9 protein-coding genes are annotated in these 13,564 nt (G+C 72.3%); 2 read left to right on the top strand and 7 right to left on the bottom strand.

What is annotated here, in order from left to right:
- Positions 1–76 precede the first annotated feature (76 nt).
- The gene (locus N0B34_RS01200) at positions 77–1,978 is read left to right on the top strand and encodes a heavy metal translocating P-type ATPase (RefSeq protein ID WP_263729363.1); all 1,902 of its coding nucleotides are present in this window, start codon (positions 77–79) and stop codon (positions 1,976–1,978) included.
- A 76-nt stretch (positions 1,979–2,054) separates the two neighbouring features.
- Here the strand turns inward: N0B34_RS01200 and N0B34_RS01195 are convergent, their stop codons facing one another.
- Positions 2,055–3,104 carry a zinc-binding dehydrogenase gene (locus N0B34_RS01195; protein ID WP_263729361.1) on the bottom strand — a complete coding sequence of 350 codons (1,050 nt, stop codon included), beginning with the start codon at positions 3,102–3,104 and terminating at the stop codon, positions 2,055–2,057.
- Positions 3,105–3,300: 196 nt separating this feature from the next.
- Here N0B34_RS01195 and N0B34_RS01190 point away from each other — a divergent pair, with 196 nt between their 5' ends.
- Positions 3,301–3,972, top strand: a complete 672-nt coding sequence (locus tag N0B34_RS01190; RefSeq protein ID WP_263729359.1) for an HAD family hydrolase — start codon at positions 3,301–3,303, stop codon at positions 3,970–3,972.
- Positions 3,973–4,094: 122 nt separating this feature from the next.
- Here the strand turns inward: N0B34_RS01190 and N0B34_RS01185 are convergent, their stop codons facing one another.
- The 6 genes from N0B34_RS01185 to N0B34_RS01160 form a co-directional block, all read right to left on the bottom strand.
- Positions 4,095–5,333: a hypothetical protein gene (locus tag N0B34_RS01185; protein ID WP_263729358.1), complete on the bottom strand. Its 1,239-nt coding sequence runs from the start codon at positions 5,331–5,333 to the stop codon at positions 4,095–4,097.
- Between the two features lie 100 nt (positions 5,334–5,433).
- Entirely contained in the window at positions 5,434–6,501 is a 1,068-nt protein-coding gene (locus N0B34_RS01180) for a glycosyltransferase family 1 protein (RefSeq protein WP_263729357.1), read from the bottom strand.
- The gene (locus tag N0B34_RS01175) at positions 6,498–9,230 is read right to left on the bottom strand and encodes a sodium-translocating pyrophosphatase (protein WP_263729356.1); all 2,733 of its coding nucleotides are present in this window, start codon (positions 9,228–9,230) and stop codon (positions 6,498–6,500) included. Before N0B34_RS01175 ends, N0B34_RS01180 begins: the two co-directional genes overlap by 4 nt.
- A 111-nt stretch (positions 9,231–9,341) precedes the next feature.
- Positions 9,342–9,719, bottom strand: a complete 378-nt coding sequence (locus tag N0B34_RS01170) for a hypothetical protein (RefSeq protein WP_263729355.1) — start codon at positions 9,717–9,719, stop codon at positions 9,342–9,344.
- A 142-nt stretch (positions 9,720–9,861) separates the two neighbouring features.
- Complete coding sequence (locus N0B34_RS01165) at positions 9,862–11,772, bottom strand: DUF4914 family protein (protein ID WP_263729354.1); 1,911 nt, start codon at positions 11,770–11,772, stop codon at positions 9,862–9,864.
- A gap of 228 nt (positions 11,773–12,000) precedes the next feature.
- The gene (locus tag N0B34_RS01160) at positions 12,001–13,137 is read right to left on the bottom strand and encodes a DUF4349 domain-containing protein (protein ID WP_263729353.1); all 1,137 of its coding nucleotides are present in this window, start codon (positions 13,135–13,137) and stop codon (positions 12,001–12,003) included.
- Between the last annotated feature and the right edge of the window lie 427 nt (positions 13,138–13,564).

Genomic DNA, 13,564 nt, shown 5'->3' with positions numbered 1-13,564 from the left:
AGGCCGTCCCGGGAGGGCGCCAAGGCCAGCCGATCCTTGCTATCGCACCTGCCCTTGGTTCAGGTATCACGGACGCATGACCAAGATCGAGGACTGGCTGCGCCGCTACCCGATGGTGGCCGCGACGCTCGTCGTGGCCCTCGCCGGACTCGTCCTGACGCTGACGGCACCCTCCGCCACCCGCTGGGTGGTCGGGGGCTACGCGCTCGTCGTCGCCGGGATGCACGCCTACCAGATGGTGCGGGACATGCTGCGGGGCAACTTCGGCCTCGACGTGCTCGCCGTCACCGCCGTCGTGTCCACCGTGGCCGTCGGGGACGTCTGGGCGGCGCTGATCGTCGTCCTCATGCTGACCGGTGGCTCCGCGCTGGAGGACTACGCGTCGGCACGCGCGCACCGTGAGGTGTCCGCCCTCCTCGCCCGCGCCCCGCACTTCGCCCACGTGGTGGGCCCGGACGGCGAGCTGACCGACGTGGCCGTGACCGACGTCCGCGTCGGCGACCTGCTGCTGGTCAAGCCGGGGGAGGCCGTCCCGGTGGACGGCGTGCTCGAGGGCGACACGGCGTCGTTCGACGAGTCCTCGCTGACCGGTGAGTCGCTCCCGGTGGAGCACCTCGCCGGCGAGGCCGTGCTGTCCGGCTCGGTCAGCGACCAGCAGGTGGCGATGGTCCGCGCGACCGTCGAGGCGAAGGACAGCCAGTACCAGAAGATCATCGAGCTGGTGCAGGCGGCGGCCGACTCGAAGGCGCCGATCGTGCGGCTGGCCGACCGGTACGCCGTGCCGTTCACCGCCGTCGCGCTGGTGCTCGGCGGCGTCGCCTGGTGGCTGAGCGGCAGCCCGGTGCGTTTCGCCGAGGTGCTCGTGGTGGCCACGCCGTGCCCCCTGCTGATCGCCGCGCCCGTCGCCTTCATCGCCGGCATGAGCCGGGCCGCGAAGAACGGTGTCGTCATCAAGTCCGGCGGGATCCTCGAGCAGATGGCGCGGATCCGCACGGTCGCCCTCGACAAGACCGGCACCCTGACCTACGGCCACCCGCGCGTCGAGTCGGTCGAGCCGGTGCTGGGCACCGCGTCCGACGACCTGGTGCGGTTCGCCGCGGCGGCGGAGCAGTTCTCGCCGCACGTCCTCGCGCAGTCCGTGGTCGACGCCGCACAGAGCCGTGGGCTCGACGTCCCCGACGCGTCCGACGTGACGGAGACGACCGCCGCCGGTGTGACCGCCACCGTGGACGGACGGCAGGTGGTGGTCGGCAAGGCGAGCCACGTCGAGCAGGTCACCGGGACGACGGTTCTGGCGGCCGAGCTGCCGCCGGGCCGCCTGGCCGTGCACGTCGGTGTCGACGGCCGCCACGCCGGCCGGCTCGTCGTCGCCGACGAGATCCGCCACAACGCGGCACCCACGCTGCAGACGCTCCACCACCTCGGCGTCCGGCACGTCGTCATGCTGACGGGCGACGCCGAGCCCACCGCCCTCCACGTCGCGGCCGCGATCGGCGTCGACGACGTGCGCGCGGGTCTGCTGCCGGCGGACAAGGTCTCCGCCGTGGTGGGCCTGCAGGACCGCCCGGTGATGATGGTCGGGGACGGCGTGAACGACGCCCCGGTGCTGGCGGCGGCGGACGTCGGCGTCGCGATGGGGGCCAAGGGCGCCACGGCCGCGAGCGAGTCGGCCGACGTCGTGATCATGCTCGACGACCTCGGCCGCGTGGCGTCCGCGGTCGCGATCGCGCAGCGCACCGTGCGGGTGGCCCTCGAGTCGATCTGGATGGGCATCGTGCTGAGCGTCGGCCTGATGGTCGTCGCCGCCTTCGGGGTCATCCCCGCCGTGGTCGGCGCCTCGCTCCAGGAGGTGGTGGACCTCGTCGCCATCCTCGGCGCGCTGCGAGCCGTCCGCCCGGGCCGCTCGGAGCCGGCACCCACCCACGCTGACGTCCCCCCGGTGGACCACACGCCGCCGGTCGCCGCCGCCGTGCTCTGAACGCCCTGAGCCGGCACGCCCACCGCGTGGCCGAGCCCGAGCCGGCGACCGCCGAGCCTTCCCGGACCGGCGCGCCTCAGGGCACGACCACCGTCATCCCCACTCTCGCGGCGCCGGGCTCACCGAGCGCCGCGAGGGCGTCGGCGGCCTGGTCCAGGCCCACGACGGCCCCGATCAGCCGGTCGGGGGAGAGTCGCCCGTCGGCGATCGCGGTCAGCATCGCCGGGTACTCGTGGGCCGCCATGCCGTGGCTGCCGTACAGCTCGAGCTCCCAGGCGATGACGCGGTCCATGGGCAGCGGCGGCCGCGAGTGCGCACCGAGCAGCAGCCCCACCTGGACGTGCCGGCCACGCCGCCGCAACGCCAGGACGCTCGTGACGGCGGTCCGCGGGTCGCCCAGTGCCTCGACGCTCACGTGCGCACCTCCGCCGGTCAGCTCCGCCAGCCGGCTCGCCACCTCCTCGGGGATGGCGTCACCGGGATCGAGCACGGCGTCGGCCCCCAGCTCGAGAGCCGCCCTGCGCGCGCCGGCCGAGGTGTCCACGCCCACCACCCGCGCGCCGAGCGAGCGGGCGATCATCACCGCCGAGAGGCCCACACCCCCGCACCCCAGCACCACCACCTGGTCGTCGGCCCGCACCCGGCCGTGCACCGTCAGCGCCCGGTAGGCGGTGGCGAACCGGCAGCCGAGACCGGCGGCGGTGGTCGCCGCCATGCCGTTCGGCAGCCGCACCAGGTTCGTGTCCGCGTGGTGGAGCGCGACCAGCTCCGCGAACGAGCCCCAGTGGGTGAAACCGGGCTGCGTCTGGTGCGGGCACACCTGGTGCTCACCGCTGCGGCACGTCGGGCACACGCCGCACGCGCAGACGAACGGAACGGTCACCCGGTCCCCGACGCGCCACCGGCGCACCAGCGGACCGGTGGTCACCACCGTGCCGGCCAGCTCGTGGCCGGGCACGTGCGGCAGCACCACCGAGTCGTCGTGACCCTGCCAGGCGTGCCAGTCGCTGCGGCACACGCCGGTCGCCTCGACCCGCAGCACCACGCCGTCGTCGGGGCACACCGGGTCGGGGACGTCCACGACGGCGGGCCGGGCCCCGAGCTCCTCGATCAGCAGCGCGCGCACCACCCGATCGTGCCAGCCGGCGCGGGGGCAGCCGTCCGCGAGCCGGGGGCCGTCGAAGATGCGGCCATGGTCCCGGTCCGGCGGCACGCTCCGGTGGTCGGATGGGGAGTGGTCTGCACTCCGGTCTGACCTCCGGGCCTGCAGGTGATCGGTCGCGACCGGCTGCCGCCGGCGCGTGGACAGAGGAAGAGGTTCGATGACGATGATCGTGCTCTGGGACCTGGACGGGACCCTGCTGCTGGACAACAGCCCCGAGGGCGGCGAGAGCGTGTTCGCCCAGGCGCTGCGCGACGTCACCGGTCTGACGGACGTCACGGTCCCGGAGCGGCACGGCAAGGTCGACTGGCAGATCCTCGACGAGATGCGCCGGGGCGCGGGCCAGCCGGACACGGTCGCGGGCCCTCTGACGCGCCGCTTCGTCGAGCTGTCGGAGGCCTGGTACGCCCAGCCCGCGAACGCGTGCGACCCGGTGCCGGGTGTCCAGGAGGCGCTCGCGGCCGTGCACGGCAACGGCTGGACCAACGCGCTGATCACGGGCAACTCCAAGCAGCGCACCCGCGTGAAGCTGACCAGCGCGGGCTACGACCTCGGTCTGTTCGACTGGGGTCACTCGTTCTTCGGCGCCATCTACCCGGACCGGGCGGCGCTCGCGTGGGCGGCCGCTCGTGCGGTGCACAACGGGGTGCTGGTCGGTGACACCGAGGGCGACGGCGTGGCCGCGAACGCGGGTGGCTTCGCCTTCGTGGCGGTCACCACCGGCGGGACGGACGCGGGCAAGCTGGCCAAGTTCGGCCCGGTCCTCGTCGTCGACGACTGGACCGCCCAGCTCGAGGACTTCCTCACGGTGGTCAAGCGCGCGGTGCGCTGACCGGCGGGCGAGGGGGCGCGGCCGTACCCGGTCGCGCCCCCTCGTCGTGCCCGGCCGGCGTATCCGGTTCTCGCGCCCGCTCGTCGTACCGCCCGGGCGTGCCGTGAGGCCGGCCGCGGACGTCAGGGAGCGCCGATGGAGAACTCGTGCGGCGTGTACTTCCACACCGTCCAGATCCAGGCGACCTGCAGCACCGCGGAGATGCCCAGCAGCACCACCGGCCAGCGCCGTGCGCGTGGACCGTCCCCGGTCTCGACGCCGAGGGCGACCACGCCGAACGGGAACGCCAGCAGGAAGAACCGGACCAGGCTGAAGATGATGTCGCCGACGGACAGGATGTAGACCAGGTACGCGGCGCTCCAGACGTACAGCTCCGCACCGAGCCGCCGCGCCGAGCGGCTCGCCAGCAGGGCGAACATCCCCAGCACGATGAGGACGATCCCCACCGCCACGGGCCACGGCATGATCCCCAGCCGCGCCCAACCGGCGAAGGGGTAGGCCCCACGCCCCACCCGCCAGGCCTTCTGGGTCAGCAGGTACGCATCCGGGATGCCGGTCACCCAGCCGCAGATCGCCGGCCAGGCGAGCCCCGAGACCGCCGCGACGGCCAGCAGCACGCCGATCCGCACCAGCTCGTGCACGCCGAGCCGGTCGCGCCCCTCGCGCTGCTCGCGCCAGCGCAGCCACGCGTGCACCAGCACCACCACCGCCATCGGCAGCGCCACCGCTCGGGTGAAGCCCAGCGCGGCGACCGGGAGGGCGGCCCACAGGTACTGCCGCCGCAGCACCAGCAGCAGGCTCCCCGCCACCAGCAGCAGCGCCAGGGACTCGGTGTAGCCCGCCTGCAGCACGGTGGCCGCCGGGTAGAGGCCGATGGCGGCGACGGTCAGCACGGGCAGGCCTGGGCGCGCTGCGACGGCCCGGGGAGCGCCCTCGGTCACCAGACGGTGCACGACGACGGCAGCCGCACAGCCGAGGACCAGCGACAGCAACGGTGCCAGCAGGTCCCAGCTGCCGCCCGTCAACGTCATCAGGCCGCGCACCAGCATCGGGTACAGCGGGAAGAAGGCCCACGTGTTCTTGTCCACCCGGCCGCGGAAGTCCAGCGGGAGCGTGTGCGGGTACCCGGTGGTCGCCACCTGGTGGTACCACCAGCCGTCCCACCACCGGCTGAGGTACAGGTCGAACGGCGGCTGCGCCAGCACCCGCCAGGAGTGGGGCGGACCGAAGCCCTGCTGCTCCCAGGCGATCAGCAGCACGCCCGTGGTGAACATCCGGGTGAGCAGGTAGACCAGCAGCGCCTGTGCCCACCAGGGCCGGCCGAGCAGCGCACGGCGGACCCGTGGCGCGAGATCGGTCACGACGCTCCTCGGGGTACCGGCCACGGGGCCGGCCGGCGCGTGACGATGATAGGGGGCGGTGGGGCCGTCGTGGGCCCCACCGCCCCCTGCCGTGCAGCCGTCAGACCGCCGCGCCCACGCCGAACCACTCGTGGACGCGATCGGTGATCGCCTTCTCGAACAGGTCGTCGCTGTGCTGGTCGCGCAGCCACCGCGCCAGGCTGCCGCCCGCCGAGGCGTCGATGTCCCGCCAGCACCCCGCCGGGTCGGTCACGGCCCGGTAGAGCTGCTCCTCCGCCTCGGCGGGGGAGCGGTAGAACAGCGGGTAGCCGCTGGGCAGCAGCGCGTGCGCCCACGGCAGGTCGGGGAAGATGCCGACCGCGCCGGCGGCGAGCGCCTCGACGTACTCCAGGCCGTAGGACTCCTCGGTGGCCGTCGCGAGGAACGCCGTGGTGCGGGACAGCGCGTCCCAGTACCCGTCGCGGGTGGCCGTCAGGGGCCCCACCCACATCCACTCGCGCGCCGACATGCGCATCGCCAGCTCGGACACCAGGTGCGACTCGTGCAGCCGGGCCTCGACGCGGATCGGCGTGCGCTCGCGCACGCGCTCGACCACCTCGAGGAACAGCCGTGGCTGCTTGCGCTCCGAGACGTAGATGGCCGGGTACAGCACCAGCGGCACCGGAGGCTCGTGGCGAGGACGGACGTGCTCCAGACGGAAGCCGAGGTTGACCCATGCCAGCCGGGCCTTCTCGGCGAGCGGCTGGACCGTCCACCGGGACACCACCTCGCGCGCCTCGTTCGCCGTCCGCTCGGAGTTGGCGAACGTGGGGAAGAGCGCGCAGGACAGCGCCAGCGCGGCCTGCTCCACCGGGTGCGGGTACGTGGTGGTCGGCCACCAGAGGAAGTTCATCAGCCGTGGCTCGGCACCCGCGGGGCGCAGCGTCCGCCACACGTCCACCGAGTCGAGCACGTCCATGCTGATCACCACGGTGGTGACCGGGTCGACGAACTCCAGCGGGATCAGGTCGAAGCCGGCGCACCTGCGCGGTCCCGGTCCGATCAGCTCGGAGCCGGGGAACACCCGCAGCAGCCGCCGTACCAGCGTGGAGCCCGCGTCGTGCCCGACGACGTGGCCGCTGCCGTCCACCAGCGCCGCGTCGTGCTTGATGGCGACCTTGGTGATCATCGTGCGTCGCCTCCTGCCGTCTCGGTCGCACCGACGTGAGCGAGCGCGGCGTCGTCCGGACTGCCGGCCGGGGTGACCAGCTGCTGACCGTCTGCCGCTGCGACGGGTGCCTCCACCGGCGCCGGTGCGGGCCGCGTGGTGCTCGGCAGGTCCCGCGCCTCGGGCCGGTCGTCAGAGCCGCGCGGTGCCGACGGTTCCGCAGGCTGCTCGTCGTCGAGCGACGCCCGGATCCGCATCCCGTAGAACGAGCGGTGCACGAAGAACGCCGAAACCAGGAAGAAGACCCCGGCGAGGATGCGCACCAGCGTGCCGTTGCCGTCCCCGGTCAGGCTCACACCCAGCTCGACGGCCAGCAGGCCGAACAGCGTCGTGAACTTGATGACGGGGTTGAGGGCCACTGAGGAGGTGTCCTTGTACGGGTCGCCGACGGTGTCGCCGACGATCGTCGCGTCGTGCAGCGCGGTGCCCTTGGCGTGCAGGTCGACCTCGACGACCTTCTTGGCGTTGTCCCAGGCCCCACCGGCGTTGGCCATGAAGATCGCCTGGTACAGCCCGAAGATCGCGATCGAGATCAGGTAGCCGATGAAGAAGTACGGCTCCACGAAGGCGAACGCGAGGGTGACGAAGAAGACGGCCAGGAACATGTTGAGCATGCCCTGCTGGGCGTACTGGGTGCAGATGTCGACGACCTTGCGGGAGTCGGACACGCTGGCACGCGTGCTGCCGTCCAGCCGGATCGTGTTCTTGATGAACTCGACCGCCCGGTAGGCACCCGTCGTCACGGCCTGGATGGACGCGCCGGTGAACCAGTAGATGACCGCACCGCCGGCGATCAGGCCGAGCAGGAACGGCGGGTGCAGCAGGGACAGGTTCTGCACGTCCTTCGTCAGGCCGCCGGTCAGCGCCATGATGATCGAGAAGATCATGGTGGTGGCGCCGACGACGGCCGTGCCAATCAGCACCGGCTTGGCGGTCGCCTTGAACGTGTTCCCGGCGCCGTCGTTCTCCTCCAGCATCTGCTTGGCGCTGTCCCACTTCGGCTCGATGCCGAAGTCGGCGGCCAGCTCCGCGTCGACGTTCTCGACCTCTTCGATCAGGGACAGCTCGTAGACGCTCTGCGCGTTGTCCGTCACGGGGCCGTAGGAGTCGACCGCGATGGTCACCGGACCCATGCCGAGGAAGCCGAACGCCACGAGGCCGAAGGCGAACACCGCAGGGGCGGTCATGAGGGCGCTGAGGCCCTGCCCGCTGATCAGGTAGGCGCCGCTCATCAGGGCGACGATCGCCATGCCGAGCCAGTAGCCGGAGAAGTTGCCGGCCACCAGGCCGGACAGGATGTTCAGCGACGGACCGCCCTCGCGGGAGCTCTTCACCACCTCGCGCACGTGGCGGCTGGACGTCGAGGTGAACACCTTGACCAGCTCGGGGATCAGCGCGCCGGCCAGGGTGCCGCAGGAGATGATCGTCGCCAGCTTCCACCAGGCGCCGGCGCCAGGTCCCTGCAGGTCGCCGAGCACGAACCACGTGGTGACGAAGGTCAGGACGATGCTGACCGCCGAGGTGAGCCACACGAGCGACGTCAGGGGCTTCTCGAAGTCCATCCGGATGGCGTCGCGGTAGCGCGCCCGCACCAGCGCGTCGTTGACCAGGTACGAGACGGCCGAGGCGACGAGCATCACGGCCCGGACGGCGAAGATCCACACCAGCAGCGTCGCCTGGACCTTGGTGTCGGCGACGCCGAGCAGGATGAACGTCACCAGGGCCACGCCCGTGACGCCGTAGGTCTCGAAGCCGTCGGCCGACGGGCCGACGGAGTCGCCCGCGTTGTCACCGGTGCAGTCCGCGATCACGCCGGGGTTGCGGGCGTCGTCCTCCTTGATCTTGAAGACGATCTTCATCAGGTCGGAGCCGATGTCGGCGATCTTGGTGAAGATGCCGCCCGCGATGCGCAGCGCGGAGGCGCCGAGCGACTCACCGATGGCGAAGCCGATGAAGCAGGCACCGGCGATGTCCGCCGGCAGGAACAGCAGGATGACCAGCATCATCAGCAGCTCGAGGCTGATCAGCACCATGCCGATGCTCATGCCGGACTTCATCGGGATGCGGTGCACCGGCAGCGGCTTGCCGTCCAGCGCCGCGAACGCGGTCCGCGAGTTGGCGAACGTGTTCACCCGGATCCCGAACCACGCCACCGCGTACGAGCCGCCCATGCCGAGCAGGCTGAACCCGATGATCACCGCGACGCGGCCCCACGTGAAGCCGACGAGTGCGCGGTAGTACACGACGATGACCGCCGCGATGAACACCCAGAGCGTGAGCAGGAACCGTCCCTGGCGCAGCAGGTACGCCTGGCAGGTCGAGTAGATCAGCTCGGAGATGTCCCGCATGCTCACGTGCACAGGAAGCTTGCGCAGCTGCAGGAACGCGACGAGCCCGAAGGCCAGCCCGAGCAGGCAGACGAGCAGACCGGCGACCAGCAGCACCCGGCCGGAGAAGCCGCCGGCGATGGTGACAGCGGACAGGTCCGGCAGCCGGAGGCTCGCCTCACCACCGTGACCGGCGGCGGCGCTGCCCGACGAGGCGCAGCCGGCCAGCGACGTCGCTACCAGTGCGCCGACGGCGAGCCCGAGCAGCGGTCGACGCCGCCTGCGACTGCCTGGATCGGGGCTCCCGGAGGGCGGAGCGGTGGGGGTGTGGAGGTGGGTGCGGGTATCCAGAAGTGTGCGCACGGTCCGATCCCAGGGAGAGCGTCGTTGCTGTCGTTCTCCACGCTAGGAGCGGGGCGCTGCGAGCGGGCGTGACCTACGGCCCAGGGCTTCGTGCAGGTCGCGGACCTGCGCTCAGGCGGACGTCAGCGCACGTCCGAGCACGTGCGCGACCTCCTCGCCGAGGGCTTCGCCCAGCGCGGTGCACGAGGTGTACGGACCGCAGACCACCCCGGCGGCGGACCAGACGAGCGTGCGAGCCAGCTCCGCACCGGAGGCCGTGGCGAGCGTGACCTCGTAGCAGCGCAGCAGTCCCTCGTCCGTCGCGTCCCGGAACTCGGGGTCGTCGTCCGGGAACAGACCGGCGGGGCGCTCGTCGGGCCAGCGCTCCACCTCGATCACGTACCCGGTGCCCACCAGCAGCTGGTCGACGGCACCCGCGTCCGGTGCCGTCGCGACGGTGAGCGCGGGGCCGGGCGCGGACCGGACGGTGTCCACGGTGCTCGTTGCCATGCTCGCCACGGTAGGTCGGACCACCGACAGGGCCCGGGACCACCCTCCGGCGCGTCGCCGGGCACCTGCACGCGACGGACGGCCGCACCCCTGTGGGGGCGCGGCCGTCCGCGGTCCCACCGCGCGTCGTGCGTGCGGCAGCTCAGATGTACAGCGGTGTCAGGGCCTCGTACTCCGCGACCGAGGCGTCGTTGAGCACCAGGTCGATGATCCGGCGGCCGAGCGGGTCCAGCTCGTCCGTGGCGAACTGCTCCAGCTCCGACTTGAAGAAGCCGGTGAGGATGGCCGCCCCGGCGTCGTACGCCTCGACGCCCACCTGCGACTGGGACTCCGGCGTGAGCAGCGTCGGCCGGATCTGCTGACCGTCGATCTTGATCTCGCGGGGCCGGTAGCCGAACAGCGCGCAGCGCGCCGGCTCCAGCTGGTCCTTGCCGATGCGACCGCCACCGCGGCGGGCGAGGTACTCACGCGTGAGCCACTCGGCCGCGAAGCCGACCTTGTAGGCGCCGATGTGCTGGTTGGGCGTCAGCACGTACCGTGTGTGGTCCATCTCGACGATCTGCTTGAGCAGCAGGTTCGCCGAGCCCACCTTGGTCCCCGTCGAGAACGGCCAGTACGACCCGACGCCCTCGGCCACCATCCCGCCGTGCGAGATCGCCGACTTCTCCTTGGCGCTCTCGCCGATCGACGGGTTCTTGTCGCCGCGCGGCGCGATCAGCCGCCACACCCAGGCGAGCGACGGCGGGACGATGTGCATCATCCCCATCACCCCGTAGGTGGGCGCCTCGCGCGTGCACAGCGGCATCCGGACGCCGAACGTCCGCACGTCCACGCTCTTGGGCTCGCTGACCACGTTCTTGACGAACTGGCGGGGGATCACCACGCGGGGGTTGGGGCACCGCTTGCCGTTCGAGTCGAGGGTGTGCTCCCACGGCAGCGCGGTCGCGTCGGCCACACCGTCGATCGACAGGAACACCAGCGGCTCCTGGGGCTCGATCACGGCACGCTCGAACGCCGGGTCCTCGCCGTAGCTGGTCATGTTGTCGACGCGGACGAACCAGCCGGCCTCGGCGTCCGCGACGACCAGCCGGTGGTCACCCTTCTGGATCGACGGGTGGCACAGTGTCATGTCGTCCGTCACGGGCGCGAGGGCGCTCGTCTCGCCGAGGGTGATGTGGTACGGCTCGTTCCGTACGACGTTGGTGCCCACCAGGATGCGGCCGTCGTCCTCGCGCCGGATCTCCTGGCACATCTCGGACTTGCCGCCGCCCGAGGCGCCCTCGTGCATGATCACGGTCTCGTTCTCGTACGGCGTGGTCACCTTCACCGACGAGGCGTGGGCGGTGATCCACTCCTCGTGCTGGCCGATGTCCAGCAGCACCGAGAACACGCCCTTCTTGGCGCTCGGCCCCGGGTACAGGTTGTAGGCGAACACCTCGTGCAGCGTGTCGGTGCGGTCGTGCACCACCACCTGGCGGCCGCCGAACTGCGTGTGCCGGAACGGCGGTGCGACGTACAGGATCGACCGGGGTGTGAACGGCCCGATCTCGTCGAAGGTCACCCAGCCCTGCAAGTCGACCAGCACCAGCGCGAAGAAGGCCGCGTTGGCCGGGACGATCGCCACGGACGGGTACCCGTACACCGGGCCGCCGGCCTTGAACGGGACGACGACGAGCTCCTGCGTGCCGAGCCACTCGAGGGTGTCGGCCTTCACCGGCGCGAACGCCTCGCCGAAGACGTCGCGGTAGCGCGGCTTGTCCGTGGGCAGGTCGTCCGCGATGCGCATGCAGTCGGGGTCGCGCCGACGCATGTAGTCCTCGAGGTAGTTGACCGCGATGCCGTTGCGGCAGCGGGTGACCGTGGCCTCCGGGTAGGGCGCCCCGTCCACCTCGTACTCCACCGTGAAGCTGGGGCCTCCTGCCGGGCCGAGTGCCAGCTCGTAGAGCTCGGCACGGCTCTCCGGCACGATCAGGCGCGGGCTCGCCTCGAGGGCGGCGCGGACGCCCTCGGGCAGGGCGACGTCGGCCAGGGATGCGGACGTGGTGACGCTCACGGCAGCTCCTTCTTCGAAAAGGGGCACCGGCGGGTCGGCGGCGGCTGCCGCCACGGCGCCGGGGCTGCGAGGCGGTCCGGGAGGAAGCCCCGGCCCGGCACTTGCTTTGCCTGGACGTTACGACGGGATGGCCAGCAGCCAGTGGGACCTTAGGCTGCGGACGGCGCCACGGGCCTGTGCGAGGTCGACGATCGTCTCGGCATCTGAGACCCCAGCGTCCAGGCTCTCCTACTGGACCGGCTGTCCCGGCCGAGCCTGCGGCGGGGGCGCGGCCCCGGGAGCTCCCGGGGCAGGCGCCGTCGGACGCGCCGCGGGCACGGGTGCCGGCCCGGCCACCGCTGCCGCAGGGACTGCCGGGACAGCCGGTCCACCGGGACTCGTCGGACCCCCGGGACCCCAGGGCGCCCCGGGCGGGCCCGGACGAGGCGGTGCCGTGGTTCCTCCGCGGCGCCGACGCAGCGCACGTCGGACGGCGATCGCGGCCGCGGCCACCAGTGCGGCCACGAGGAGCCACGGGCCCACCACTCCGAGTGCGACGAGGGCGCCGCGGGCGACGGCGCCGAGCGCCTTGAGACCCGCGGACCATCCGTCGGCGAAGCTGTGCAGCTGGATCCTCGGCGCTGGTGCCTCCCCGGGGGACGTGAGCACCACCCGCAGCGTCGACAGCGCCACCTGGTCGGCCAGCACCGCGCGCTGACCCTGGAGCTGCTCGAGGGCTGCCTGACGCTCCGACAACGCCTGCTCGGTGGAGATCAGGTCGGCCGTGGTCGTGGCCTTCGACATCAGGTCCTGCATGCGGGCGACGGACAACCGCGCCGCATCGATACGGGCATCCAGGTCCTCGGCGGTCCCCGTGACGTCGGTCGCCTGCAGCGTGAAGGAGGTGACGTCCCCGAGGCCGCGCAGCGTCTGCACGGTCTTCTCGAGCTGTGCCGCCGGGACGCGCACGGTGAGCGTGGCGCTGCCGGCGGTCCCCGGCCCTCGACCCGTCTCCTCGTGCGCGTCGACCCGGCCCCCGGCCTGGTCGACGACGGCGAGCACCCGCGTGACCGTGCCGACGGGGTCCGTCACCGTGAGGTGCAGCTCACCCGTCTGCACCACCTGCCGGTCGACGCCCGAGGCCGCGTTCGAACCCGCCGCGGGCGCGGCGGCGCCGCCACCGGCCTGCGCCTTGTTCGCGTCGCCCTGCGCGGCGCTGTTCGGCTGGGAGCTCGACGCGGAGCGCTGGTCGGCGGAGCACCCACCGGCCAGCCCGACGAGCCCCACCACCAGCGCCGCCACCACGACGCCGCCCGCGCGCCGCCGCCGGTGCCATCGCGTGCGGCCGAGGATGGAGTGCCAGGTCAGTGGCGTCGACGAACGCATGGCGAGACGCTAACGACCGCAGGGCCTTCGGTGTGACGCGGTTGACCTGATCGTGACCCGACCGTCACCGTTCTGTCGATGCCGGGTGCTGCACCGCTCCGTCCTCGTGCCGAGGACCGTGCCGTTCGCTGCGAGCGTGAAGGTCTCTTGGTCCGAGGCGGACGTTCCCTATGCGCGATGTCAGAGGTGGTGCTAGAAAGGAGACGGGCCGGGAGCGGGTGCCGGCCCTGCTCGAGGGTCGAGGGTCGCGGCGAGAGCCGGACCGCCCGTCAGGGTGCAGGAGCGCGCCACGTCTCGTGCCGGCGAGACGCCTCCCGTGGACGCCCCGTCTCCACAGCTGGAGACGGGGCGTCACAGCGTCTGCGGTCGGTCGTGTCGGTCCCGAACGCGTCGGCACACCTGGTGGTGGCCGGCCCGGATGCGACGC

The sequence above is a fragment of the Cellulomonas sp. SG140 genome, from assembly GCF_025770785.1.
Taxonomy (GTDB): domain Bacteria; phylum Actinomycetota; class Actinomycetes; order Actinomycetales; family Cellulomonadaceae; genus Cellulomonas.
The sequence above is the reverse complement of the archived record's forward strand: the minus strand, read 5'-3'. Positions and strand labels throughout refer to the sequence as shown.

What these genes read in the sequence shown, in the direction of transcription:
- N0B34_RS01190 (WP_263729359.1), top strand. Translation starts at nt 3,301, where the DNA reads ATGACGATGATCGTGCTCTGGGACCTGGACGGGACCCTGCTGCTGGAC.
- N0B34_RS01200 (WP_263729363.1), top strand. Translation starts at nt 77, where the DNA reads ATGACCAAGATCGAGGACTGGCTGCGCCGCTACCCGATGGTGGCCGCG.
- N0B34_RS01170 (WP_263729355.1), bottom strand. Translation starts at nt 9,719, where the DNA reads ATGGCAACGAGCACCGTGGACACCGTCCGGTCCGCGCCCGGCCCCGCG.
- N0B34_RS01180 (WP_263729357.1), bottom strand. Translation starts at nt 6,501, where the DNA reads ATGATCACCAAGGTCGCCATCAAGCACGACGCGGCGCTGGTGGACGGC.
- N0B34_RS01160 (WP_263729353.1), bottom strand. Translation starts at nt 13,137, where the DNA reads ATGCGTTCGTCGACGCCACTGACCTGGCACTCCATCCTCGGCCGCACG.